The sequence below is a fragment of the Paenibacillus sp. Y930 genome (genome assembly GCF_056786375.1).
Map to the genome: position 1 here is coordinate 313,051 of NZ_JBXCIX010000005.1, position 26,365 is coordinate 339,415.

At 41.7% G+C, this 26,365-nt stretch carries 25 protein-coding genes and 1 pseudogene; 12 read left to right on the forward strand and 14 right to left on the reverse strand.

Translation table 11 applies throughout. From position 1 onward, the window contains the following. Positions 1–79: 79 nt before the first annotated feature. Together AC1TO5_RS16405 and AC1TO5_RS16410 are read right to left on the reverse strand one after the other, a co-directional pair. A complete protein-coding gene (locus tag AC1TO5_RS16405) occupies positions 80–457 on the reverse strand; it encodes a MerR family transcriptional regulator (protein WP_482063906.1) in 378 nt (125 codons plus the stop codon). Continuing rightward, entirely contained in the window at positions 450–1,271 is an 822-nt protein-coding gene (locus AC1TO5_RS16410) for an SDR family oxidoreductase (protein ID WP_482063907.1), read from the reverse strand. Before AC1TO5_RS16410 ends, AC1TO5_RS16405 begins: the two co-directional genes overlap by 8 nt. A gap of 323 nt (positions 1,272–1,594) precedes the next feature. Between AC1TO5_RS16410 and AC1TO5_RS16415 the strand changes: the two are divergent. Continuing rightward, positions 1,595–1,832, forward strand: a pseudogene (locus AC1TO5_RS16415) (IS66 family transposase); the annotation flags it as partial. 270 nt (positions 1,833–2,102) lie between these two features. Here AC1TO5_RS16415 and AC1TO5_RS16420 read toward each other — a convergent pair. After that, complete coding sequence (locus AC1TO5_RS16420) at positions 2,103–3,023, reverse strand: alpha/beta hydrolase family protein (RefSeq protein WP_482063908.1); 921 nt, start codon at positions 3,021–3,023, stop codon at positions 2,103–2,105. A 203-nt stretch (positions 3,024–3,226) separates the two neighbouring features. On the opposite strand from AC1TO5_RS16420, the gene AC1TO5_RS16425 reads away from it, so the two are divergent. From AC1TO5_RS16425 to AC1TO5_RS16440, 4 genes are all read left to right on the forward strand, one after another. Then, positions 3,227–3,604 (forward strand): MarR family winged helix-turn-helix transcriptional regulator, encoded by a 378-nt coding sequence (locus AC1TO5_RS16425; RefSeq protein ID WP_482063982.1) that lies wholly within the window; start codon positions 3,227–3,229, stop codon positions 3,602–3,604. Positions 3,605–4,261: 657 nt separating this feature from the next. Beyond that, the gene (locus tag AC1TO5_RS16430; protein ID WP_482063909.1) at positions 4,262–6,568 is read left to right on the forward strand and encodes a putative bifunctional diguanylate cyclase/phosphodiesterase; all 2,307 of its coding nucleotides are present in this window, start codon (positions 4,262–4,264) and stop codon (positions 6,566–6,568) included. Next, positions 6,552–8,180: a thiamine pyrophosphate-binding protein gene (locus AC1TO5_RS16435; protein ID WP_482063910.1), complete on the forward strand. Its 1,629-nt coding sequence runs from the start codon at positions 6,552–6,554 to the stop codon at positions 8,178–8,180. The genes AC1TO5_RS16430 and AC1TO5_RS16435 overlap by 17 nt, the downstream gene beginning before the upstream one ends. A gap of 2 nt (positions 8,181–8,182) precedes the next feature. Beyond that, a complete protein-coding gene (locus AC1TO5_RS16440; RefSeq protein ID WP_482063911.1) occupies positions 8,183–8,572 on the forward strand; it encodes a carboxymuconolactone decarboxylase family protein in 390 nt (129 codons plus the stop codon). A 229-nt stretch (positions 8,573–8,801) separates the two neighbouring features. On the opposite strand, the gene AC1TO5_RS16445 is transcribed toward AC1TO5_RS16440, so the two are convergent. Continuing rightward, on the reverse strand, positions 8,802–9,344 hold the full coding sequence (locus tag AC1TO5_RS16445; RefSeq protein WP_482063912.1) for a helix-turn-helix domain-containing protein: 543 nt from the start codon (positions 9,342–9,344) through the stop codon (positions 8,802–8,804). Between the two features lie 414 nt (positions 9,345–9,758). On the opposite strand from AC1TO5_RS16445, the gene AC1TO5_RS16450 reads away from it, so the two are divergent. From AC1TO5_RS16450 to AC1TO5_RS16470, 5 genes are all read left to right on the forward strand, one after another. Then, a complete protein-coding gene (locus AC1TO5_RS16450) occupies positions 9,759–10,592 on the forward strand; it encodes an MBL fold metallo-hydrolase (RefSeq protein ID WP_482063913.1) in 834 nt (277 codons plus the stop codon). A gap of 31 nt (positions 10,593–10,623) precedes the next feature. After that, entirely contained in the window at positions 10,624–11,622 is a 999-nt protein-coding gene (locus tag AC1TO5_RS16455; RefSeq protein ID WP_482063914.1) for an alpha/beta hydrolase, read from the forward strand. Positions 11,623–11,733: 111 nt separating this feature from the next. Then, positions 11,734–12,477, forward strand: a complete 744-nt coding sequence (locus AC1TO5_RS16460; protein ID WP_482063915.1) for an SDR family oxidoreductase — start codon at positions 11,734–11,736, stop codon at positions 12,475–12,477. 574 nt (positions 12,478–13,051) lie between these two features. Then, a complete protein-coding gene (locus tag AC1TO5_RS16465) occupies positions 13,052–13,735 on the forward strand; it encodes a transposase (protein ID WP_482063916.1) in 684 nt (227 codons plus the stop codon). Between the two features lie 41 nt (positions 13,736–13,776). Continuing rightward, positions 13,777–14,625 carry an IS3 family transposase gene (locus AC1TO5_RS16470; RefSeq protein WP_482063983.1) on the forward strand — a complete coding sequence of 283 codons (849 nt, stop codon included), beginning with the start codon at positions 13,777–13,779 and terminating at the stop codon, positions 14,623–14,625. A 59-nt stretch (positions 14,626–14,684) separates the two neighbouring features. On the opposite strand, the gene AC1TO5_RS16475 is transcribed toward AC1TO5_RS16470, so the two are convergent. Both AC1TO5_RS16475 and AC1TO5_RS16480 read right to left on the reverse strand, forming a co-directional pair. Further along, positions 14,685–15,383, reverse strand: coding sequence for an AraC family transcriptional regulator (locus AC1TO5_RS16475; RefSeq protein WP_482063917.1), 699 nt, complete (start codon positions 15,381–15,383; stop codon positions 14,685–14,687). A 351-nt stretch (positions 15,384–15,734) separates the two neighbouring features. After that, positions 15,735–16,376 carry a TetR/AcrR family transcriptional regulator gene (locus tag AC1TO5_RS16480; protein ID WP_482063918.1) on the reverse strand — a complete coding sequence of 214 codons (642 nt, stop codon included), beginning with the start codon at positions 16,374–16,376 and terminating at the stop codon, positions 15,735–15,737. 180 nt (positions 16,377–16,556) lie between these two features. Here AC1TO5_RS16480 and AC1TO5_RS16485 point away from each other — a divergent pair, with 180 nt between their 5' ends. Next, positions 16,557–17,441, forward strand: a complete 885-nt coding sequence (locus AC1TO5_RS16485; RefSeq protein ID WP_482063919.1) for an SDR family oxidoreductase — start codon at positions 16,557–16,559, stop codon at positions 17,439–17,441. Between the two features lie 327 nt (positions 17,442–17,768). Here the strand turns inward: AC1TO5_RS16485 and rlmH are convergent, their stop codons facing one another. The 3 genes from rlmH to AC1TO5_RS16500 all read right to left on the reverse strand — a co-directional run bounded on the left by rlmH (position 17,769) and on the right by AC1TO5_RS16500 (position 19,894). Further along, complete coding sequence (rlmH, locus tag AC1TO5_RS16490; RefSeq protein ID WP_482063920.1) at positions 17,769–18,248, reverse strand: 23S rRNA (pseudouridine(1915)-N(3))-methyltransferase RlmH; 480 nt, start codon at positions 18,246–18,248, stop codon at positions 17,769–17,771. Continuing rightward, positions 18,249–18,416, reverse strand: coding sequence for a CxxH/CxxC protein (locus tag AC1TO5_RS16495; protein ID WP_482063921.1), 168 nt, complete (start codon positions 18,414–18,416; stop codon positions 18,249–18,251). 176 nt (positions 18,417–18,592) lie between these two features. Then, positions 18,593–19,894 (reverse strand): S1C family serine protease, encoded by a 1,302-nt coding sequence (locus tag AC1TO5_RS16500; RefSeq protein WP_482063922.1) that lies wholly within the window; start codon positions 19,892–19,894, stop codon positions 18,593–18,595. 147 nt (positions 19,895–20,041) lie between these two features. Here AC1TO5_RS16500 and AC1TO5_RS16505 point away from each other — a divergent pair, with 147 nt between their 5' ends. Beyond that, entirely contained in the window at positions 20,042–20,275 is a 234-nt protein-coding gene (locus AC1TO5_RS16505) for a hypothetical protein (protein WP_482063923.1), read from the forward strand. On the opposite strand, the gene AC1TO5_RS16510 is transcribed toward AC1TO5_RS16505, so the two are convergent. The 5 genes from AC1TO5_RS16510 to yycF form a co-directional block, all read right to left on the reverse strand. After that, a complete protein-coding gene (locus AC1TO5_RS16510; RefSeq protein ID WP_482063924.1) occupies positions 20,226–21,032 on the reverse strand; it encodes an MBL fold metallo-hydrolase in 807 nt (268 codons plus the stop codon). The two genes, AC1TO5_RS16505 and AC1TO5_RS16510, sit on opposite strands and share 50 nt — an antisense overlap. 41 nt (positions 21,033–21,073) lie before the next feature. Continuing rightward, positions 21,074–21,811 carry a two-component system regulatory protein YycI gene (yycI, locus tag AC1TO5_RS16515; protein WP_482063925.1) on the reverse strand — a complete coding sequence of 246 codons (738 nt, stop codon included), beginning with the start codon at positions 21,809–21,811 and terminating at the stop codon, positions 21,074–21,076. A 510-nt stretch (positions 21,812–22,321) separates the two neighbouring features. Beyond that, entirely contained in the window at positions 22,322–23,659 is a 1,338-nt protein-coding gene (gene yycH / locus AC1TO5_RS16520; protein ID WP_482063926.1) for a two-component system activity regulator YycH, read from the reverse strand. Next, on the reverse strand, positions 23,656–25,503 hold the full coding sequence (walK, locus tag AC1TO5_RS16525) for a cell wall metabolism sensor histidine kinase WalK (protein WP_482063927.1): 1,848 nt from the start codon (positions 25,501–25,503) through the stop codon (positions 23,656–23,658). The genes yycH and walK overlap by 4 nt, the downstream gene beginning before the upstream one ends. Further along, complete coding sequence (gene yycF / locus AC1TO5_RS16530; RefSeq protein ID WP_482063928.1) at positions 25,503–26,249, reverse strand: response regulator YycF; 747 nt, start codon at positions 26,247–26,249, stop codon at positions 25,503–25,505. The genes walK and yycF overlap by 1 nt, the downstream gene beginning before the upstream one ends. Positions 26,250–26,365 lie beyond the last annotated feature (116 nt).

A 26,365-nucleotide genomic window follows, 5' to 3' on the forward strand; every position in this document is an offset into this window, starting at 1 on the left:
CGAAAACCTGATCGGACAAAAGCTTTACTTTTGTCCGATCAGGTTTAACTTTATTCTTCACAATAATTGAAAACTTCCTTCAGAACTTCTCACCATACTTTTCAAGCTTGTATTCAATCATAGATGCATATGTCATTAATTGGTTGACTTGGGTTGATACCCTCTCCTTTTGCCGATTCAGGAGATCGACACGTTTTGGAATTGTTCCATCGCCTTGGTGGGTTAATTGTGCAAAAGTCTTCATTTCTTCAATGGTCATGCCGGTGTCCCGGAGACAGAGAGCGAACTTAAGCCATTCCATGTCATCCTCGTCAAAGACTCTTGTGCCGAATTCGTTACGTTTTATAGGAGGAAAAATCCCCTCTTTTTCATAATATCGTAAGGTATGAATAGACAGACCCGTTTCTTCTGCAACCTTGCCAATCGAGTAATTAATAAGAACCGCCCCTTTAACCAAGAACTTGGCTGTGTACGTACGCTTTAAACTCCTCGTCTTTTAATTGTTCGCGAAACTTCAATATTTCCTCAGCATCTTGGCCAGCGGGATACCTTAATTGATCACTTTCGTCCGTTACTGCTCTAAAAATGGTTTGAGCGACCATTTCTGCTGTGGCTTGTAGGTGAGCATTTTTCTGGGTGAATTTCTCAAACCCCTTATTGAAAGATTCGGAGAAATCATTATAGTCTGACAGCAATTCATCGTGCAATCTTTCGGCGGAGCTGTACCACGGAGTTTTTACAATGCCCGGCTCGATTAATTTAACCTGAATATTCTGGGAAGCGAGTTCGTAGGACAGCGATTCGGAGAAGCCCTCTACGGCAAACTTAGTTGCATGGTATAAAGAGGTTAAAGGGAACGTGATTCTTCCGCCTTGAGAAGAAATGTTTACAATCATGCCTTTCTGATTTGCTCTAAAATGTGGTAATAGGGCTTTCGTCACTCGCATTAATCCAAACACATTTACGTCAAACTGGTTGTGAATTTGTTTTTCGGTAGCTGCTTCAAAAACTCCCACTGCTCCATATCCTGCATTGTTTATAAGTACGTCTATTTGTCCGAAGCGTTCTACGGCTTCATTTATAGCACGATGGATGCTTTCTGGCTGCTGGACGTCCATAGGAGTCACAAGAACATTATTATACTTAATAAGTTCGGTTTCTTTTTCCGGGGATCGCATAGTTGCTACGATGTTCCATCCTTGTTCTGCGAAATGTACGGCTGTCGCTTTCCCTAACCCTGTAGATGCACCTGTAATAAATATTGATTTCATTTATAAATCCTCCTAATCACAAGTTGTTTTCATTATATTGTCTAGAGTTTACTCTATGTCAATAGCGATGTTTTGAAAGGGAGTCAACATAAAAGACGGGTCGGCGCAATTTCGTACGAATTTGCTAAACAGTATGATTAACACTTGAGCTTTGAAATTGTGATTGGAAGACCCATTCAAATTTGAAATAGTCCTTGCTTAAGCTAGAGCAGCACCTTAAACATTTAGATCAATAAGGTGGTAGTACTATGGATGATTCTCAATTGAACAAAACAAACAGGCATTTTGAGCTCTACAAAGGAATGAACCGAAGTTTATTATAGTTTGACGAGGCATTAAAAGCGTTGCCCCTACGCAGGACAAGAGACGGCGACCGCTGCCTAACAAGGGCTTGCCTTCTGCAACCAGCTATTTGCGATCGAGCGCGATCTGGCACAGTTAACGGTTGAAAAACTTCACACCATTCGTCAGGAGCGGAGTCTCCCGGTTTTGGATGCTTATTTGGCATGGCTGAAGCAGCCGCGCTCGCGTACACTGCCGAAGAGCAAGCTTGGGGAGGCTACTTCCGTGGTCGCTGTCGCTACCGCTAACTTGCCTCGTATCTAAACAAGAATAAACAGGCAAAGCAATAGCCCTCATCTTGGTTTTAAGGTGGGGGCTATTTGACGCTTACTTTAAGACAGAATAATAATCATGAATTTGATAAGATAAATGATGAATTAGTCGTCCTATTTATGATACGGTTCACCGCACTGTCTGTAACGGCAAGTTTTAGGGCATTCCTTTTGATAGCCCTTTCTTTGATTCGCTTTGATCACGCCTTTTAGGTTCTTACTTAGATTCGATGCGACCTAATGGATTGGCACCCTCCTCCAGATTTTTACGGGCTGCCAACCAGCTTGAATCGTCGAGATTGAGCGCATCGCGAAGGTAAGACCACGTGAGCTGCTGGAGCAAAGCAACTCGTTCGGGGTTCTCGTCCGTCGTCTCCGCGACGTTGTACCCGGAGATTCCGCCAAGTATATGTTCTGCCCCGAAGAGGGTGAGCAGGCTCTTACTGCCCGGGCTCAGGAAGTAGGGGTCTGTGAACCAGTCCGGCCCCCGAGTGGACAGGCGGGATTGGTCATGATCCCCCGCGACCACGAGAGTCGGCGTCCTCATATCGGAGAAGCTCGGGTTCATGAATGGGAAGTGCTCTGCCGCGAACGGACTCAAGTCAGCTTCACCAAGGCCAGTCGTGGAAAGCAATACGCCCGCCTTGATCCGCGAGTCCGACATGTCCTCTCCCGGTTCGCCATTGGCATCGAGGACTCGGGCGCCAAGCAGCATGCTCACCGTTTGGCCTCCCCAGGAGTGTCCGGCAGCGGCGATGCGGCTGCGGTCGAGACGTCCGCTGAGGCCTGGAACGGAAGCTTCAATAAGATCAAGTTGGTTAAGGATGTGCTTAAGGTCTTCGACGCGGAAACGCCAGATCAGTGGTGTACGGGGATCGTCAGGAGGAAGATTCAGCGTCCTCGAGTCGAGATGGGTGGGTTGAATGACCACGAAGCCGTGAGCAGCCCAGTAGTCGACTAACGGACCGTAGCTATCCATCGACCAACCAAAGCCTTGCGAGAAAATAATAATAGGTAATTGGCTACCCGTCGCTGGCGCTGATACCCGCACTTGCAAATCCTCACCGCGGCCCGGGGCTGACAGCACTATCGGCTTTACCGAGATGACTGGAGTAGACATACTTACGTGCATTTTCATAATAGATGTTCCTTTCTTGGTCTTCTCAATTTAAAAGCAGGTTGACACGTCAACCTGTAGTAAATATAGCACGGTTGAAGTTGTCACGTCAACCGTGCTATATTATTCCTATGGATAAGAGAAAACTGAACGATGAAGAAATTCAATTATGGTATAAGTGGAAAGGCTCCTTTCACAGCATCTTCGGTCGCGTAATTAAAGAGATGTCCGAGCGCACCGGACTATCCGAGGGCGATTATGGGGTATTGGATCGGTTAGATCTTCTGGGGAACGACAGCCTTCGCCAACAAGAGTTGGCCGAATCTATGGACTGGGATAAGAGCCGATTGTCACATCATCTGACTCGGATGGAAAAACGTAGCCTTGTGATGAGAAAGCCATTAGACGCAGATCGCGGTGTTCAAGTTATCATCACTCCCATTGGAAAGTCAGCATTAGATGATGCCCGGCCCATTGTCTCCATGGCCATACGCAAACATTTCCTAGATCAATTAACCGATCTAGACATTGAGTCGATTACGAAGCTGGCGGAAAGAACAAAAAAAGGGTCTTCAGCGTCTAGTAATGCCTCGACGCCGTGACCACGCTTTTTGAAACAAATATGTTGAATGTCAATTGAACCGGCCCCTTCCACCAAATAGCGGAGGGGGCTTTTGCTTCAGCAAGCAACAGTCCCCTCTAGGTATACCCCATCGTTCTGTACTCCAAAAGCAAGCAGCAGCCCGTTTACACCGACTTTTCCTCCGAGTAAGATCCATCCCAAACTCATGCCTGGGAAAGTGCCTTTCCAAGAACTCGGGTATCACCGAAAAACTTGCCGTTACTTGTGGTACGGCTCACCGTATCACTCTAACAGCGAAATTTTTTAGCTACTCAATTTGCAGTAACATTTTGTGGAGAATATTGGGTGACTCCTACGGCTGAAAATACAAAGTTATTAAAATGCATACAAAACACTTAAAAGAAAAATAAACTCTCGCACCGCATTATCGGGCACAAGAGTTCCTCACTTCTCTTCATCTTCTGATTCAAATTTTTATTGTTGCAGGGTAATGTCTACTTTTGTCGAATAACATAAGTGAGATTGAATAAAATGGAAAATAAAATTAATAGGAATAGATTATTCACTCACAAACTGGTTATATCTCGGATATTTAAAAACAGTAAAATTGAACTTACCACTCTCAAAAATAGTTATGATAGATATAAAAAGTTAAAGTCAGCGGGCGGTGGTTAAAATGATACAACTGGATGATGAAGAGGACTATATTGTTGAGTCTAAGCGTAAATGTATCGAAGCAGGAATGGATCCAAATGAAATTAGAAAACCGAAACGTTCTATGTCAGAACAAGAACTGTTGAAAAAAAGAAACACGTACAGTGAAATTTTATCCGTTGTTAATTTTTTTTCAAAAAAGATTTTGCACTCGTTAAGCGGAACACCTGTACTAATTGTAATCTCTGATGAAAATGGATATTTGCTACATATGGTTGGCGATGAAACGATTAAAAAAACAATTCATCCATTAGGTATACAAGTAGGCGCACAATTTACGCAAGAAGATATGGGTACGAATGTCGTGAGCCTATCTCTTCAACAAAGCCATCCGATTCAAATTATAGGTTCAAATCATTACCATACTGTCCTTCATGGCACAGCATGCTACGGTGTGGCCTTTCATTACACAGATAACAATAATTTACTCGGAAGTATTTGTATCATGACTGCAACTGAATTGCATAATCCATTTTTCTTAACCATGTTATCTACAGTTGTTGACTCTATTGAAAGAGAGCTTTTACTAAGGAAGCAGAATAGAAAGTTAGATATGTTAAATCAGATTATGGTTAATAAAAATAGAAATGGCATTATCATCACAAATGCTGATGGCATCATTAGTTCAGTAAACGATTTTGTGGTCGAAACGTTCAATATTCACAAAGATACCAACATTATTGATAGAAGTGAACAAAACCCAGAATGTCTAGTAAGTAGTTACATGAAAAAAGTAATACAGAACAAACAGAGCTTTGATAATGTGCAAATGATTTTAAGAACCGTAGATAATCAAAAAGTAGTTTGTTTATTCGACGCTCAACCCATCTATGATGAAACCAATAATTTTATTGGTTCATACTCTCAGCTTAGAGATATTACAGAGCGTTATTTAAATGAAGAACGGCATAATTATTTGGCCTATCACGATGAATTAACATCTTTACCCAATAGACGATCGCTTAGTGAAACATTAAATTATCATATTTTATCATCTCTAACTACTCGCACAAATATTGATTTGACACTTATGTTCTTGGATTTAGATCACTTTAAAACGATTAATGATGCTTTTGGACATTCCAATGGTGACATATTACTGAAGCAAGTTTCTGATAGACTAACACAATTTTTGGATAGTAATGGAAGGGTATTTAGAATGGGCGGAGATGAATTCATTTTCCTATTTCATAACCTTACTGGGCAAAAAGAAGTTACTCACATTGGTAAGCAAATTATTGACTTATTTGACACTCCATTCACTATTAATGGTTCCAAGTTCCATGTAACTGCGAGTATCGGTATAGCAATCTATCCCAATGATGGGACTGACGCTGAAACGTTCATGGTTTACGCAGATAATGCATTGTATAAGTCGAAATCAAAGGGAAGGAATAATTATACCCTTTTCGATTCAAACATGAAGTCCAATTCTAACGAAAAAGATAAACTATCATTGGAAGTTTCATTGAGAAAGGCTTTAGATAACAAAGAATTTATCGTGTACTATCAACCGCAAGTTGACTTGATTAGTAAGAAAATCATCGGAGCTGAAGCCCTCCTAAGATGGAACAGTCCAGAATACGGTATTGTTGGGCCAGATGTATTTATTCCGATTTTAGAGGAAAACGGAATAATTTCTCAAGTTGGTGAATGGGTTTTAAGTGAAGTTTGTGATCAAAGTAAGCGGTGGGTTGAAATGGGGTTTCCTAAATTTAGAATAGCGGTTAATCTTTCTTCACAGCAATTTTTAAAGGATAACTTAGTTGAAGTCATTTCCAATACGTTAATTGAAACTGGAATGGATCCTAATTATTTGGAGTTAGAGATTACGGAAACGATGACCATGGATGTTGAGCGTGCGATAAACGTTTTGGGTCAATTAAATGCTTTAGGAGTAAGGATTAGTATTGATGATTTCGGTACCGGTTATAGCTCTTTGAATTATTTAAAGAAGTTCCCTATTCATACTTTAAAAATAGATAAATCCTTTGTCAGAGATATCATGTTGGATAAAAATGATTCAAATATTGTTAGCACAATTATTTCAATGGCACACAATTTAAACTTAGACGTTGTAGCAGAGGGTGTAGAAACAAAAGATCAGCTCAATTTTTTACTAATGAAAAAATGCGATGTTGTTCAAGGATATTATTTTAGTAAACCTCTTTCTGTCGATGATTTTGAAAAGTCGTTTTATCAACTGAATGACGATATAAAACTCAATTACTCAAGCGAAATGGATGGTTATAATGAAAACAATTTCTGAGATATTAGCAATTCATTTTAAAAAGTGGGGGATCAACCACATATTTGGCATTCCTGGTAAGCCAGTCACTCCACTCATTCTTGATTTCTATAATAACGGTATTGAGTTCGTATTGTCCAAACACGAGTCGGGTGCTGGATTCGAGGCTGCTGGTTATGCATTAATGAATAATAAATTGGCCGTGGCTATTGGAACATCGGGTCCAGGTGGTACTAATCTTTTAACATCAGCCGGTCAAGCTAAAGCATCTCATCTTCCTGTTTTATTTATTACCGGACATCCTTCTACCAAAGATTCAGGTAAAGCGTTAGGCCAAGACTCAACTATGTTTGGAACAGATCTCGTTAAAATGTTTGAACCTGTGACAAAGTTTAGCGCTAGAGTGGAAAGAGCGGATACTTTTAAGTCTTATTTCCAGCATGCCATAGAAAAAGCCTACTCAGGAGTTAAAGGACCTGTTCATCTATCCATAGCCGCAGATGTTTTAGCTGAAAGTATCGCTGAATTTGAAATTGACTTACCTGAGGTTATTTATCCTGTTGCTTCAAACTTAGATAAGTGTAAGGATTTAATAAACCTTCCTGGTAGAAAAGTTATCTTTCTAGGCAAAGGCGTACATTCGAGCAGGGCATATCGAGAAGTTAAAATGTTAGCCGAGATTTTCAACATTCCAGTCATGACCACGCCAGGAGGTAAGGGTGTATTTGAGAGTAATCACCATTTGTCATTGGGGGCTTACGGACTTGGGGGGACTGAGGAAGCAAGTAGCTACGTTGAATGCGGTTTAGATTTGATGATCGTCATTGGAACTAAACTTTCAGATATGTCCGTTGCTGGTCTAAAGCCTTCCAATTTCCCAAAAAACGTCATTCATTTTGATTTTGACCAAACTTTCATAGGTAAAACTATTGAGGTGGAAACATTACCTATTATGGGTGATATTAAAACAAATCTAAATGCGTTATTTGATAAACTTAATTACAAAGAAATAACTAAAATGCCGTTTAATATTTATGATTATAAAATGGAGGAACCTTTCAAGGAAAGTCAATCTCCAATGACTGCAGTTGAAGCTATTAAAGTGATGAGCGCAACTTTAGATGAAGATACTATCATTTTTGGTGATGATGGGAGTCATACTTTTTATGGTATAAAGTATTACGATGTTAAGATACCTGGTACTTTTTATTTTGATGATGTGTTCGGTACAATGGGCCATGCTATAGGGTATTCTATTGGAGCCAAGCTTTCAAATCCTAAAGCTAAGATTGTCTGCTTAACCGGGGACGGGTGCACGTTTATGCATGGAACTGAGATTTCTACTGCTGTAAACTACGGTGCTAATGTCATTTTTGTCGTTTTCAATAATGGTAAAATCGATATGGTTGATACAGGAATGACTTTGCACTTAGGAAAAGCTGTCGGAACTGTTTATAAAACGATGTTAGATGTTCAAAAGTTTGCAGAATCCATGGGGGCTCTTTCTTTCAAATGTTTCGATGCTAAGGAGTTAGAAGATGCGATTGAAAAAGCTAAACTTGCAAATACAACGGTTGTTATTGAAGCTATGATTGATCCATTAGAAATTCCACCAACAATGAAGAGGGGATAAATATGAGTAGAAATTCAGATAATTATAACAAGGGAATGGAAGTTCTAAATGAAATGGTTGGAGAACAAGGTTTAAAGGCGATAGAATCATTCAAAAAATTCTATCCCGATTTTGAAGATTTTCTAGTTTCATTTGGTTTTGGAGAAATATATTCCAGAGAAATATTGGATTTTAAACAAAGAGAAACAATCACGCTGACAGCGTTGATTTCACAGGGCGCTTTTGAGCAAATGGGTTTTCATCTTAATGCCGCGCTCAATGTGGGGATGAGTCCAAAAGAAATTGTTGAACTCGTTATTCATTGTGCCGCTTATGTTGGCTTTCCAAAAGCGTGCAGTGCTATGGTACAAGTAATGAATGTATTTGAGCAAAGAGGTATAAAAGAAATTTAATGAATTGTTTGCGTAATTTTCTAAATATAATAAATGAGGAGCACCTGTATGGGTGCTCCTCATTTATTGGACTGTATGTAAAGAACTTACGCAGCCACGTCTCTTTTTGAAAAGTATTTGCCCTGTTTTGATATGGCTCACCTTAACGGATCAATCAGCGAGAACAAATGGCGGCCTCATGGCCGCCATTTATCTGTAGACGAATTAGATGAAAAATATATACTCTACATTAGAACGGGGGAGTCGAAACGGCAAGAAGTATGGTTTCGCCTTTCCAAATATTTCTATAGCGATGGGGAAGGGTAGCATCATAGTAAATGCTATCTCCTTCCTCTAGAATATAGCGGTCATTTCCAATAAAGAGTTCTAATTTCCCTGCAACTACATATGTAAATTCTTCCCCTTCACTGTGACCGACACCGATCTCCCCAGAAGTGCCACCTTCCTCAAGTACCCCATAAAGAGGGCCCATTTTATTGCTGTTTCCCTGACTAAGCGCAAACCAGGTAATCCTGGAGCCTTCAGATTGAACAAGAGGCTTTCGTTCGTTTTTTCTTATGACAGTGCTTCGCTCATCATTTGCCAATAAATCTCTAAAATTAATTTGCAATGCATTGCCGATCCGTTTTAATACGCTCATAGAAGGATTAGCCTTATCCCGCTCAATCTCACTAAGAAACGATAGCGAGATTGAGGCTGCTTCGGACACGTCATGGAGAGTTAATTTTTTCTCTTTTCTTACTTTACGGATGGAATCGCCTATTGAATTCATGTAGATATTTCTCCTCTTTTCTTTTTTTACGCTGACAGCGAAATAATATCGTTATTATATGCCATAATTTGTGCTTTTACAAGCATTTGAAGTAGGGCAGGATTACGTTCTAAAAACGTTGATTTGTGAACATGATTGCATTAGTATTTATATCAAGGCTGATGCAAAGCTAGCTTCCGGGGCTAGTAAGCATCAACTTCAGACAGAAGAACTTTGAATTGAAAATTTTCAGACCTATCTGGATAGTATTCGTTGCTAGCGTAATTTACGCTCAAGGGAGAGAAACAAGCATTATGTTTCTTCCTACAAAAACATAATATCCGATAAATAAATTATAGTGGGAGAGAAACAATTATGGCATTAGGCTCAAAGATCTATAAAGTGGGGGACATCACAGTCAGACGCATAAATGAATTGGAAACAAACGGATATACGGCGAAGGACCTTCTTCCTGATTGGGATCCGTCCTTCTTAGAACAGCATAAAGACTGGTTGCTTAAAGGAAGCATGGATGAGGATCTGGAACATGTCATCATTACGATCGGTAATTGGATCGTGAAAACTCCCGAGCATACTATTTTAATAGATACATCTACTGGAAATGATAAAAACTTGCCCAATAATCCGGGTCTTTCCAATCTTCAGCTTCCCTATCTCCAATGGTTGGAGGAAGCTGGCGTAACTCCCGAGGAAGTGGATTACGTCTTGCTGACGCATCTCCATTATGATCATGTCGGCTGGAACACTAAGCTAGTTGACGGCAAATGGGTTCCGACCTTCCCAAATGCAAAATACATTATGCCGAAAATAGAGGAAAAATTCTTCGGTAGTCCAGAAAGCCATAATGAGGCAAACCAGGTAAGCATTAATGCCTACGAGGAAAGTGTTTTACCGATCGTCCAGGCGGGATTAGCCGAATTTATCGGACCAGAGGGCGGAGACTTTATTGATGGAATCAAATTCATCCCATCTGCGGGTCATAGCATCGGTCAAATGTCGATCAGTATAACATCACGTGGGGAAGAAGCCTTCTTCGCCTCCGATGTTTTGCATCATCCGATCCAAGTATATCGTCCGGAATGGAACTCTTGCTTCTGTGAATTCGATGAACAAGCACGTGAGTCGCGGCTTTGGGCGCTTGCCTATGCAGCGGATCGCAATGCCCTTTATTTCGGTACGCATTTCCCTGGCACTTCGGCAGGTTATGTGAGTCGAGATGGAGACGGCTACAAATGGCGTTATGAGTAATTGAATCTGGTTGAATGGCAGGTGACATAACATGAATACAAATCTATTATTTAACGAGCAATTCATTGTGAAGGAAGACTTTAGAATTCAAAGCGATACACCAGGCATTGAACTGCTAGTTAGAAATAAACGTTTGGCTTCCAGTGAAAGCTTTTCTGCGGAACGGACCATATTGATCGTGCATGGTGCAACCTATCCAATCGAAAGTCTTTTCGATGTCGCACTTGATGGCTTTACCTTTTTGGATTACCTTGCCAGCCATGGTTATGATGTGTATGCCGTGAACGTACGCGGTTATGGTGGATCGACTCGCCCACCCGAGATGAAGCAGCCTGCTGATCACAATCCTCCGCTCGTCCGAACCGAAACAGCCGTTCGAGATTTTGGTACTGCCGTTGATTTTATTTTGAAGCGAAAGAAACTGTCCAAAATCAATGTGTTCGGGATGTCCTGGGGCGGGACCATAGCTGCCGCTTACACCAGTATGCACAACGATAAGGTGAATAAACTTTCACTAGTCGCGCCGCAATGGATTAGCTCAGAGCCAATTCCGCTTGATCCCGGCGGTCAGATTGAAGCATATCGCTTCGTTCCGACAAACCAAATGAAGGTTAGATGGTTAAGCGCTGCTCCGGAACATAAGAGAGACAGCCTCCTCCCAGAAGGCTGGTTCGAGAAGTGGTTGGAAGCTACACTTGCTTCTGACCCCACTAGCAAGATGCGAACCCCCCCGAGTATCCAAGCTACTAACGGTCCCATACAAGATATACGTGAATATTGGGGCGCAGGCAAAAAGTTCTATAAACCCAAAGATATCAAGGTTCCAGTCCTTTTGGTTCATGCAGAATGGGACATCGATGTTCCGATCGAATTGGCAAAAGAGTTATTCTCCGAAATAACAAGCGCTCCCTATCGGCGTTGGGCCGAAATCGGAGAAGGAACGCATATGGTCATGCTTGAGAAGAACAGATTACAAGTCTTCCAGGCTGTGCAGCAATTTCTCGATGAAGAATACAGTCCTGCGAGGTAAGTTCCCCCAAAAGTGTAAAATCACATTTCCCAAATTCAAGCTGACCCGTAGCCACGCTACGGGTCAACAACATCAATTGGAGCACCTGCTCCAATTTTTAAGGAGGTATACATGGTAACCCTAGAAGGAAAAGTCGTTGTAATTACAGGAGCCAGCAGTGGGATTGGTCAAGCGACCGCAGAGAAGTTGGCTGCACTCGGCGCTAAGGTGGTCTTGTCAGCAAGACGAATCGAACGATTAGAGGAAACCGTTCAACGCATCAATCAAGCGGGTAAGCAAGCATTCCCTTATGCCGCAGATGTTACTTCTCTTGAAGAAATGAAGGCACTGGCCAGCATCACGCTTGAACGCTACAGTCATATAGACGTATGGATCAATAATGCCGGACTCATGCCACTGTCTTTCATGAATAAGCTTAAAGTCGATGAGTGGAATCGTATGGTTGATGTGAACATTAAGGGAGTATTGAACGGAATCGCTGCATGTCTGCCTGCGATGGAAGAACAACAATCCGGCCATATCATCAATGTTTCTTCTGTTGCTGGCCACCGTGTCGGTGTGGCTGGGGCTGTATATAGTGGTACCAAGTTTGCGGTCCGCGCCATAACAGAAGGCCTCCGTATGGAGCTAGCCCCTTCCAATATTCGAACAACTATTATTTCTCCCGGTATTGTTCAAACTGAGTTACAGGATACAATTACAGATACAGATGCGCTGGAGGCTTTAAGAACCCGTGGAACCACTCAGCCTTTACAGCCCGAAGACATTGCTAAAGCGATCTGCTATGCCATCGAGCAACCGGAATGGGCCTCGGTGAATGAAATCATTATTCGCCCCTCTGCTCAGGTCAGTTAATCTTCTACTTAAGGCGGAAGGTAGTTCATCAGTTTTAGAAGTAATTTGTTCCAAAGCATTCACAAGTTTTTATTCTTATACTCAGCCTGATTAGCTTGCGAAGACAAGCTCGTCGGGCCTTTTTCTTTATTTCTTATTTAAGCAAAAAATCGCACTACTTATGGTAAGGCTCACCTTAACGGGTCTATCGGCGAAAAATCTGCCGCGCCACTTAATTGCTGACTTCTTAGCTCATTAAATCGGATTTCCTGTTGATTACAATAAGGAATTTCTATTGATCGAAACCTCCAATTTTATCTTAATCATAAACACTCCTCGTCACAGCGTCAGAATCACGTCCCGCAACTGGTTCAATTATTCATTCCGCATGTCGTTACCAAACATCCATGGGTAATGTTATGCGCTATTTGGAAGCAAATTACGTTCGTGGATGCTCAAACCTAATTCGGCTACGATGTTATTGGCATACAATCGCATGAAAAAAAGCCCTTGCGAGGCGAACTCTGATATGCTCCCCTTGTGGTAGACAGTTGAAATAATAAAACTGTTTATTTCAAGGAGGAGCATATTTTCTATGTCTCATAAAGCAAAAATATCTGGACCAAGAAAGATCGCAGCGATTGAAAAATATCTTCGTGGGGAAGATTCACTTAATCATTTAGCATCTCTTCTAGGTGTTTCCTTTACATCCATTAAACAATGGCTTCAAACCTATCAATCCTTAGGACCAAATGGACTCCTTCATACCTCCCAAAACACTTCCTATTCTGCTGAGTTAAAGAAAACAGCTGTCGAGGACTATATAGCTGGTGGCGGTTCTCACATGGATGTTTGTAAAAGATATGGGATAAAGTCAACTCGCCAATTGCGGCAATGGATTCTGAAGTATAATGGTCATGAGAAGTTGTATACTTCTAGAACAGAAGGAACGCCAATCATGACCAAAGGACGATCAACGACTTTCGATGAAAGAATTGAAGTTGTCACATTCTGCATAGAACATCAAAACGATTATGCCCAGACAGCAGAGAGATTCAAAGTATCCTATCAGCAAGTTTATTCCTGGACAAATAAATATATAAAATCCGGTGTAGATGCACTTCAGGACAGACGTGGGATAAGAAAAAATGAAGATGCGATGTCCGAGGTGGAGAAACTGAGGGCAGAGAATAAACTACTCCAGGCTGAGAATAAGAGAAAGCAGATGGAGATAGATCTGCTAAAAAAGCTGGAAGAACTCGAAAGGCGGCGATTCTAAGTCAAGCTCGATATGAAGCCATATATCTAACGATACGCGGTCTGAATGCCACGAAATCCTATCCCATAAGTCAACTTTGTGATCTGATGGGAATCCAACGTTCATCGTATTATAAATGGCTAAATCGGAAAGAAAGTGACAATGAGACATTCAATAAAATGTTACTTCCTTTGATTAAGGATGCATATGAAGAAAAGAACGGTATCCTAGGGTATCGTCAGATGACCATTAAACTGAATCGAGAACATGATTTGAAGGTCAATTATAAGCGAATATACAGACTCATGGACATCTTGCAATTAAAATCGGTTTGCCGTAAGAAACGAAAGAATTACATCCATTCCACGCCTGAAATTACGGCCGAAAATATCTTGAATAGAGAGTTTGAATCTCATGAGTTCGGTACAAAATGGCTCACGGATGTGACTGAAATGAAGTACGGCCTTCAAAGCAAGGCTTATTTGAGCGCAATTCTTGATTTGTCAGATAAAAGTATCGTGTCTTTTGTGGTAGGGCATTCCAATAACAACAACCTTGTTTTCAGAACATTCGATACCGCACATCAGACCTATCCAGATGTAAAACCGCTCTTTCATAGTGACCGTGGATTCCAATATACAAGCAAAACTTTCAAAAAGAAACTAGATGATGCTGGTATGACACAAAGTATGTCTAGAGTATCCAGATGCATAGACAATGGCCCAATGGAATCATTTTGGGCCATGTTGAAATCTGAAATGTACTATCTTAGTAAATTCAACACGTACGAAGAGTTAGAAACCCAAATAATAGAATATATTAATTATTACAATAATCATCGCTACCAAAAGAGACTACGCTGCATGACGCCATTGGAATATAGGCAATACCTGCGTAGTTCCGTAGCATAGAAAATGACACCAACCATAAGTATCTAGTCGGTGCCATAGCTTTTTGTTTTTTTCACTGTCTACTTGACAGGGAGCAGTTCAACAGCGTAGGTTTGAGGTTGAATATTTAGAGTGGTGAGCCCTGACGGAACTTTGTTCCCTTCCGGCAGCTCATAACCCATCAGATAACGCTTTGTTCCATCATCATCAAAATCATAATGATAACCATAGAGCAGTGTTCCCGCTGATCTACCCAAAGACTCGTTAATTTGATCATGCGTGCCGTTCTTCCATATTTCCTCCACAAATCTAGGAATCTCCGTATAAGCATCATTCTTAATGACTACATCCTTGCCGATTACATGAGTTTCATTTTCTTCCACAATACGATAGTTCATTTCCGAATCTCCCTTGATATGAATTTGAAAGGAGATCCGAGGAAACGACTTGAGCTTTACATCTTTTCTCTTTGCAGCTGAAGGTGTCACACCATGCAACCGTTGAAAAGCTTTTGCGAACGCTTCCGGACTCTCATAACCATACTTAAGTGCGACATCAATTACCTTGCTGTCCGTCCCTGCCAATTCTTCAGCGGCAAGCGTTAGGCGACGATTTCGAACATATATGGTTACAGTGAAACCCGTCAAAGCATGAAACATTCGCTGGAAATGATATTTTGATGACAATGCGGCACTTGCGATGTCATCTAGCTCAAGCTTTGATTGAAGTTGATCTTCAATATAATCAATAGCTAGACGAAGCGAACTTAACGTATCCAATAGACCTCATCTCCTTTCAATTTCATTGTACATAATCAAGCGATTCCATTCCTGTCCGAAGATGCTCATTTCTGTCCAAAAATTTCGCCCTACTTATGATACGGTTCACCGTATCACAAATAGGGCGAAAAAAACCTTCATGAAATATATCCATGAAGAGTTTATTCCATAGGATTTCACATATAGAATCTAGGGTTCGTGAGGATATCGATTCATAATGATGTCGATGTCTTCACTACTAACCCGAATGAAGAATACTTTTACGAATCATACTTTTATGCTGACAAGGTAGTACAAATCCAACTGGAAGGTTACCCCGATATCATCTCTGCGAAAAATGCATCGTTGACGTCACGAGATGGTTTGTAAAATCTCCGCTACCTGACTTTCCAAATTGGAGTCGTCAATCGTACCCAAATGTTCCGGCCTAATCATTTGATACTGTTTCATCTTATAATATTCGATAATGGCTTGTTTTAACGTGAGATCATACCATTGGATACTAAAGGTCGGTTCCATAATACGCCGCAGGGTGGCGTCATCTTGAACCAAGGACAGCACGGCATTCATTCGGTTAAACACCTTCTGGTCCATCCCGGCTTCAAAAAAATCCTGCAAATTCTTATTCCGATTTTGTTGGGCATAGACAAGCTTTTCATAAAGTGTCGGATAAAATTCCTTGAGATCTTGCAGAAACAAATCAGATATATAAGCAACGCACAGCACCGATTGCAGAAATGTTTTTTGGAAGCGATCTATAAAAGAGAGGGAATCATCATTTACAACGAGATCAGCCTGCTGCAAATACTGAATTTCATATTCGACTACCTGTTCGATAATATCCTCTTTGGATGAAAAATGTTTATATAACGTCACTTTGCTAATATCCATATATTTTGCGATATCGTCGATTCTCAATTGGCTAAACTTGGTCTTTCGAACGATAGGCTTGATTTTATTCATATAATGATTTGCGCTCATTGGTTTTCTCACGACTTAAGCCCCCTTTGATGCTTACTTCACAATAGTATAGCAAAATCGCTAGGATTACAAACTTCATTAACTTATTTTATAAACTTAACCAATTTAGTAAATTTTGTTTACTTTAAAGATTCCTTGCTGTATAATCCTTCCTGTACCTAATCATGCCAATGAGATGAAAGGATGGATACTATGCGTGTATTTGTAACTGGTTCAACGGGGTTCATCGGTTCTGCCGTCGTACGCGAACTTCTCAATGCGGGGCATCAGGTTGTTGGACTCGCCCGCTCGGATAAGTCCGCCACAGCGTTGAAGGCGTCCGGCGCCGAAGTACACCGCGGCGACCTCGATGACCTTGATAGCCTGCGAGAAGGTGCCAGATCGGCAGACGGGGTCATTCACTTGGCCTTCAAACACGACTTCGCCAGCTTTGAGGCGGCTGCAGCAGCCGACAGTCTGGCGATCGAGGCCATGGGATCGGTGCTCAAGGGTACCGGGAAACCATTCGTGGCCACCTCAGGCACATTGATGCTCATACCGGGAATCCTGGGGACGGAAGAACAAGCGTCGACGCAATCTACGCCGCGACGCTCCGAGGAGGCAGCGCTTGAGCTGGCTGAGCACGGGGTGCGGTCATCTATCGTCCGCCTCGCGCCGTCCGTACATGGTGAGGGCGAGCAGGGCTTCGTTCCGACCCTCATCGAGATCGCGCGTCAAAAAGGGGTTTCAGCCTATGTGGGAGATGGACTCAACCGATGGCCGGCAGTACATCAATTGGATGCAGCACGTCTTTTTAGACTGGTGCTTGACAAAGGCGACAAGAAAGCCATCTATCACGGGGTCACCGAAGAAGGAGTGCCCTTCCGGGATATTGCCGGCGTCATCGGACGTCACTTAAACCTGCCGGTGGTCAGCATCACCCGTGAAGAGGCAGACGCTCACTTCGGTTGGCTCTCCTTTGCTGCCTCCACGGATAATCCAGCGTCGAGCTCGCTGACAAAGGAACGCTTAGGATGGCATCAGGTCCACCCTAGCCTGATCCAAGACCTTGAACAGGGCCACTATTTTAATAGGTGAGAAAAGGTTGTAGTTGAATTACGGTTGTTGGAAATAGGTTGAAAGATGACACAAACAAAGCTCGCTGCGACAGCGAGCTTCTTTAATATATAGACTGTAAAAGATTACCCGCCTCCTACGTGCAAGTGTACTCCCGGATTGGCCCTTCGACTCCTTGCTCCACCGCTTTCCGTTCCCGCTGCGCAAGACCCTAATGCACATGACTTTCGTTGGGAATGAAAGCCCATCCTCTAACTGTTTGCCAGCATTGTGTATTTGTTATCTTTATCTTTATTAATTTTTTCTACTAACCCTTTCTTGCAAAGCCCTTTTGCCAAAAATTTCGCCCTATTTATGGTATGGTTCCCCCCGATTAATCTTCACCCCACGATACACCTGCTCAATCAACACCAACCGCATCAACTGATGTGGCAACGTCATTCTTCCAAAACTCAACCTTTGATTCGCCCGCTTCAGCACATTGCTCGACAATCCGTTACTTCCACCTATAACAAAAGCCACGTGGCTTTTTCCATACGTGGCTAGCTTATCTAGTTGCTGGGCAAGGTCCTCACTTGACCATAGCTCTCCATCAATTGCGAGAGCGACTACATGAGCTTCTTGCTTTATGTGAGCGAGGATTTTGTCACCCTCGCGATCTCTTACTTGTTCTTCTTCTGCAGCACTCATCGTTTCTGGTGCTTTCTCGTCCGGTACTTCAGACAACGTCAGCTTTATATACGGACCTAGACGCTTCGCATACTCAGCCATACCCATTACGAGGTACTTTTCCTTCAGCTTTCCTACTGCAATGATCTGTATATGCATCTAGACCACCAACACTACAGCAGCTTCCTCACACAAATCGCATTTACGCGGTGGGTCCCAGTCTGCAAATTCTGTTTCGTTCAAATCAACCATATCCGGTGCATCTTCATATTCATCTACAAAAAGTTCAATTGCTTCGTCAATACATTCTTTACATACACAATACATAGCGTCTCTTCCTATCTGTGAGGTTCTTATTCAATATGCTTACAATATACCACAAAATTCGCAATTGTTCTTGTACTTACAACAAAACCGTAGCGTAACAAAGAGGCAATATAGCAAGCTCATCTTAAGCTGCTAACAACCTCTTTGCTTCACTACGGTTTCTATCGGTTTCGTTATTATTCCGGCGTATTTTCGCCAAGTATGACCTTCGTCTGCAGCAGTTCTTTGCCACGATAGTAATGAACGATCATCTCTTCGCCAACTTGCTTTTGATCGTATAGATATTTACGAAGCTTACGTATACTATTCACCTTCGTATCATCCAATTGCACAATGACATCGTTATATTGTAATTCAGCTTTAAGTGCAGGGCCTTGTACCCCTGTAATTAAAACACCTTCATACACTCCTCGTGGCAAACTAAGCTGCGATTCGCCTTCGGTACCTTCTTCATCCTTATCAGCTTCTTGATCTAACTCCTGCTGTGCCCAATACTGCTGCAGATCAAGCATACTTATACCTAGAAACGGCCTAGACACATAACCCTGCTCAACCAACTGATCGATAATTGGCATGACATTGTTGATCGGAATCGCATAACCAATACTTTCAACACCAAAATTCGAGATTTTCATACTATTAATACCAATCACTCGACCGTTCAGATCAATGAGCGGTCCACCACTATTTCCTTGGTTAATGGCTGCATCGACACGAATAACTTCCTGCTCCCAGTCCATAACCCCATTCTGATTAAGCGACACTGCGATTGTTTCATTCGTGACACTGACAATGCCAAGCGTAATCGATTCACCCATCCCAAGTGGATTTCCAATAGCTAATACAAACTCAGCTGCACGTAATAAAGAGGAATCTCCGATCTCTGCTACATTCTCGATACCTTTAGCCTTTATTTTCAATACAGCGAGATCTGTAGTTTGATCTAAACCGACGATTTCCGCCTCGCGTTTCTCACCTGTTGTTAACACCGCCTGCACACGTCCTGCACTGGCAACGACATGATAGTTCGTAATAATATAAGCGTAAGTATCATCCTTCTTAATTATAAGTCCTGAACCTACTCCTGCTTCCTTATATACACTACCTTCATCACTTTCCGGATCAACGATTTTACTATCTAGTCCCAGTGTGAATTTCTGCTCATTAATAATGCTTACGACGGCTGGTCGTACTTTATCTGTTGCTTGTACAGCGCGCTGTGACGGATCAAGACCAGCAATTTCACGATCAGAGGGTGCTCCGCCACCAAAGCCAAATATAAATCCGAATAGCAAGCAAGCTACTATAGCGCTTGAGAATGATGAGATCAATGCAATTTGCAGTGTTGATAGCTTACCTACTTTCCAATCACGTAAAAAAGGCTGCTGCCTACGTGAACGCTTACCTACTCCAAATTGCTCCCGTAACGCTTTACGTGAAACTTTTGATGAGTAAAAATCGTCATCAAACAAGCCCATACTATAATCGCCCCTCTCCACTATTCTATATCTTACTAACCTTTCCCATGAAATAGGAATGTTTTTGCGAGATTAGACTACACTAATAAGAGACTACTTATGCAAGTCATTTATAAACATAAAAAATTCCTATAGGGGGCTTATTATATGTCAACTTCTTATTCATTAGAACATGTTCAGTTAGCTGCACAATTAGCTGACTTAAAGCAAGAGCACTACCATACCCTTCTTACTTTGAACGCACTAATTGCCATTCTAACTTCGAAAGGACTCGTTAACGATGCAGAGCTACAACGAACGATGAATCGGATTGATCGAACACTTGAACAGCTTATTGCAAACCTAACCCATCCCAAGGTGTCGGTCGATCAGCAAAGGTAGGTCTTAGCGGAAACTCCTCCCGCTTATAAAATATTCCATGACTTTCGAATATAGAATTAACGGTTAACATAGCTAGGTCCATCTGATTATGATCCTGACTAAGATGGGCCAAATATACACGCTTTGTGCGATCCGTCATTAACTCTATTAAAGCTTCTCCTGCCGCAACATTCGATAGATGACCAACATCGCTAAGTATGCGACGCTTAATATTCCAAGGATAACGTCCGATTCGCAGCATTTCAGTATCATGATTAGATTCTAATACAAGCACATCACAATCAATAATTTGTTGTTTTACCTTTTCACTTACATAGCCAAGGTCAGTAGCAACACCTAATCGTTGTCCATTTTGTTCAAATGTGTAGCCTACTGGCTCGGCCGCGTCATGAGAAATATTATACGTATGCACATCCATAGAACCGAACTTCAAGCTTTCGCCACTTTCGAACACATTGCGTTTCTCTGGGCTAATGGTACCAACATGACGTTCCAACGCACCCCATGTTGCTTCATTGGCGTAAATTGGTAGATTATGCTTTCTAGCAAATGCCCCTAAACCTTTAATATGATCAGAATGCTCATGGGTAACAAGCAGTGCATCAATTGACTGTCCACTAATCCCCTGCTGTTTCATTAACTCATCGAGCTTTTTGGCACTTAATCCGGCGTCAATCATCACCGTCTTATCATTGCCTTCTATAATTGTCGCGTTCCCTGTAGAGCCGCTCGCTAGTACTGTAAATCGTAATCCCATAATACTTCGTTCATATCCCTTCTCCTGGCTGACAGGAGCCTTTATAGCTTGTCCTCCGTATTGTCAGTTAATACCTCTCCGCTAATAGCATCAACATAATAAACTTTACTATCATCTAGCATAACACGCCACGCCGGTGTTGCAACCTGAACTTCTGAGTCAAATATTTGTCCATAGTATCCTAACTGAATATCTACAATGACTACGCCGTTTTCTAGATACGATTCAATTAAGCTAGATACTATTTTTGAAGCAGATAATACTTGCTGCTCCTCACCTGTACCTGTAATTTCTACTCGATCCTGCAAAAACGCTGTAATTTTCAAATTACTATTGTATAACTCTAGCTTCGTCTGGAACATCGGGCGTCCATTGACCATCCGTTGTAAGACGAATACACCATCACGACTACTATGCACATCATACGCATACTCCGATAGATCAGGAATGAGATCCCCTAGTGACTTCGTCAGTTGCTTACTAATGAACACCACTGAGCTGTCTACAGGTGGATTAATAGGCGCCGCCTTATGATTTTCCATACTATCAGACTGTAATAAATAGGTGAGGTCACCCATTCGCGGCGTTTCCGACGGTAAATTCGTAGACAGCGTAATTTTTTTCTGTTGCATGAGCTGCAGCTTATCCGCAGGCAACTCAGCTGTATTGGCGTTAGCATTCACTTCCGTACGCACTTCACTCCATAGCTGATAACCAAGTAATAGATTAAGCATCAGAAAAGAGAAAATTAACGCACTCTTAGCCCGACTCCAGTCCACGAATGTTCACCTCCTAAAACTTTTCGTTAGCTCCTTAGAATCACTTCTCGAATACGAAAAGTTACTTCGAAAGCATAAGCCAAACTTTTCGTTAGCTCCTTAGAATCACTTCTCGAATACGAAAAGTTACTTCGTAAGCATATACCAAACTTTTTGTAACTCCCTGAGTAACCTCTTGTAAACGAAAAGTTACCTCGTAAGCATATACCAAACTTTTAAATGTTATTACTACTTTGGTCACATACACCAACCTACAAAGAAAAGAGGCACTATGTCCGATCTATTCGAGCAATAGTGCTGCTGTAACACCAAAATTGACGCTACAAACGATCTTTTCGAACAATAGTGCTGCTGTAACACCAAAATTGACGCTACAGACGATCTTTTCGAGCAATAGTACTGCTGTAACGTCAAAATTGACGTTACAGCCGATCCGTTCGAGCTACTAGCTCTCTCTTATCTTGAAACGAATTCCCCCAGAAGCATCGGCAATATTTACCGCCACCACGCTCACAGCTCTTTCTTCGAACTATCTAGAATACTCGGATCAATGCCCGGCAACATCGCGTCCATTAATACTTCCTCTGTTCCATCCTGCAGTTGTACTGCCCACACAGGAATAAATTTAACTTGATTATCGCTTTGTGGAACTGCTGTCAGTGCTGGGAAAATCGCAACGACTTCATCTTTATTGCTATAGGACTCAAGTTGACTCCTCAACCCTGTACCTCCAAATAACCAACGAATCGTTTTAGATTCTGCTACGCTAGGCAATGAAATTAACGTACGTTCATACTCGACAACGACACCTTGCTGGAATCCCAATTGAATATATCCATAATTGAATGGACTTATATCAATAACAGGATACTGCTCAATATATTTGCGGAAGCGTACATATTTCTCATCTGCCTCTGGTACATTTGCTAATTGATAACTGGAATCCCATCCACCATGCTGGTTGACAAAATCAACGGCTACATATACATTTTCACTCGCTGGAGCTGTATTCGTCTGTGATGCCGTCGAATTTGAATAACTAATCCATAATCCATTTTGCTCAACCTTTAGACCACGTTTTCCATCGGTATAAATTTGTGATCCTGAACGATTCACAATCGCTCTAGTCGTACTAGAATCAAAGAAAAGACTACGCTGCATCTGCTCTGGCGTAATAACATCATAGCCAAAACTATATTCTGTAGCTTGAATCGGATCAATCGCAACATATAAATCCCCATTAAGATATTCGTAACGTGGCAAGTACTCGCCAAACCCTACATAATCTTGAAGATCCTTCACCGTTAGATCGACTCGAACCGCTTCATACACAGTTGATCCATTTTTCTCAAAGAAAAAGGCATGTACCTCTTCCGATTCTTTAATCGCATAAATGTAAATGCGATCAATTTGCGTTGCCGCATGAACCGCATCTGTCTCAATCTTCAATAGCTTCTTCAATAGATCAAGGGAAATACCATTGCGAAATGATAGCTCAATACCTTGATGATCTCGCTTCAGCTGCGTCCAGTCCGTTGCCTTGTTAGCAACCAATTGCAGACCTTTTAATTCACGATTAGCAAGACGTTGACGAACGATCAGATCGTAGAATTGTGTATTAGGATAAACAATCGTATGCTTGTCCTCACCAAGATGAAGTATTAATTCCTCCGGATATATCACACTCTCTACATTACTTATCTTACCGATTAACTCCGTATTTACATAATCTTGATCACTTCTCGTGGTCGTACCAAGCCATGGCATTCGATACGCAAGGAAATACGTCTGAAGTAAGCTTAAAACAACTAGAAACACTAATAAAGCGGACTTAAATCTCTCCATCATTTGGATTTCCCTCCTTCCTGTAGCAAGGGCAAACTAAATGTAACCTTTGATCCTACATTTAATTCAGATTCAAGCGCTATTTTGCCTCCATGCTTCTTCACAATTTCCCGGGCAATTGATAATCCTAAGCCCGTACCGCCCATATTACGGGATCTCGCCTTATCGACACGATAGAAACGATCAAAAATTCTCGTTAGATCCTTCGTAGGAATTCCAATCCCTGAATCTTGAACACTAATATCAAGGGATGCATTCTCTCTTGATTTCATAGCATTTAATGTAATCTTGCCACCATCGAGCGTGTATTTCACCGCATTGGAAATTAAATTATCAAGCACTTGATCGATTTGATCGCGATCAAGCCATATGTTACGAACACCTTTTCCTACTCTAACCGTTACCGTAATCCGCTTCTGACGTAATTGGAACGAGAAGCGATCTGCTACTTCATCTAACATATCTTGAATATTCGTTTGTTGACGACGAAGTGGCGCTTGATTCGAATCTAGTCGTGACAAATGCAATAGATCACTAACAAGACGGATCATACGCTCTGTCTCATTACTAATTACACCAACAAATCGTTCAGACAGCTCACGTTCTTCTAACGCCCCATCATTCAACGCTTCTGCGTAGCTTTTAATCGTTGTTAGTGGTGTTCGTAGCTCATGAGATACATTGGCTACAAATTGACGGCGCGATAATTCAAGCTTCTCTTGTTCGGTAACATCTTGTAGTACCGCAATTGCGCCAGTAATCCCACGATCCCGCCGATGAATTGGCGATAATGTCACTTTCAAAATACTATCTTCTTCCGTTGATGTATCGTAGTCAGAGCTATCTCTTCGAATGATAAAACTTTGCATACGTCCTTGTTGTAGAGACTGCTCTTGCTCCTTACTCAATTCTAATACTTCTGGTAATCCTTTATCCTGCAATGTACCGAGCTCTAATAATTCCAATGCGCGTTTATTCCATATAATGACCTGTTTATTCTCATCCACTGCCAATACGCCATCACTCATATTGGAAAGAACGGATATTAGCTTTTCATTCTCTTCCTCGTTCGATGATAATGCTTCCTTTAACCGAATCGTCATCTCATTGAATGCCATACTAAGACGAGCAATCTCATCATTACCAAGTACGGGTGCTTTCATATCGAAATGCCCTTCTGCTACAAGCTCAGCCTGGCGCGTTAATCCTTGGATCGGATGCGTAATCGTGTGCGCAAGCACTACACCGAGCACCCCTGTCAAACCGAGCGCAATAATAGTACCTGAGAAAAAGATTTGATTTACACGATTCATCGTATCGTACACTTCTGTCATTGAAGCAACAATATGTACTGCTCCAACTATTTTATCGTTATGAGTAACAGGCACTGCGATCATCTTCTTACGCGAGCCGTCTTCCTCAATGTATTCTTCTTCATTATCAGAAATATTTTGCAGGGCACGGCTGACCGCTAACGACTTATTTTTCTGCCCAATGTACGATTGATGAAGCTGCAGCGATGTCGCAACGATTTTACCATTCGCGTCAAGCACTTGCACTTCTGCCCCACTAATACTGAACAAATTACGGACAACAAGATTCAAATCCTCCGAAGTATTATCCGATGAATCCGTATCATTATCTATACTAGGCGATAGACTCGGAGCTGCAAACTTTGCAAGAATATCAGCTTGTTCCTTCAAATTATTCGTAAAGTTATTCACTAACGATGTCTTTACTGCACTTATAAAGTACACGCCAATCAATTGCATCGCTACGAGAATAAGTAATAAATAAATAATAACAAGCTTTACTTGAATCGTTTGAAAGTACTGTTTCAGCTTCATTATAAACTCCCGAATTTAGGATTACGCATCAGATAACCTAGTCCACGACGAGTTAAAATGTATTCTGGACGACTGGGGTCATTCTCGATTTTTTCACGCAATCGACGAATCGTTACATCGACGGTACGTACATCTCCGAAATATTCAAATCCCCATACTGCCTGTAATAAATGTTCGCGTGTCATCACTTTCCCGCAATGCTTAGCCAAATAATGAACAAGCTCAAATTCACGATGAGTTAGCTCTATCGGCTCTCCATCCTTATATAAAGCATACATATCGGTATCAATAAATAGATTAAACAAACTAAATCCTTGTTGTTCAAAGCTACCCTGATCATGACCGTCTTCAGCCAATAACTCCTGTGCAAGCATCGTTGACTTCTTCTGTCTTCGCAGATGTGCCTTTACCCGTGCAAGTAATTCACGTGTACTAAAGGGCTTTGTTACGTAATCATCGGCACCTAGCTCTAGTCCAAGCACTTTATCAATTTCCGTATCCTTCGCGGTTAGCATAATAATCGGCATATGCAGCTTTGCTCTTACTTCGCGGCACACATCCATTCCATCCTTAATGGGAAGCATCAGATCTAGCAGCATCAGATCTGGTTGCTCTTCAAAGGCAAGACGAATGGCTTCTTCACCATCGAATGCGCAAATGACTTCATATCCTTCTTTTTCTAAGCTAAATTTCAAAATATCTGCAATCGGCTGCTCATCATCTACTACTAATATTTTTCCGTACATGCGCAAACACCGCCTCATTTATCCTTCTTATAAATACTATTTTACCATAGCCTTACCACTTGTACCCAATGATTGCAGCACCGCTACATATTATTTTTTGAATAGCTGCCAACATA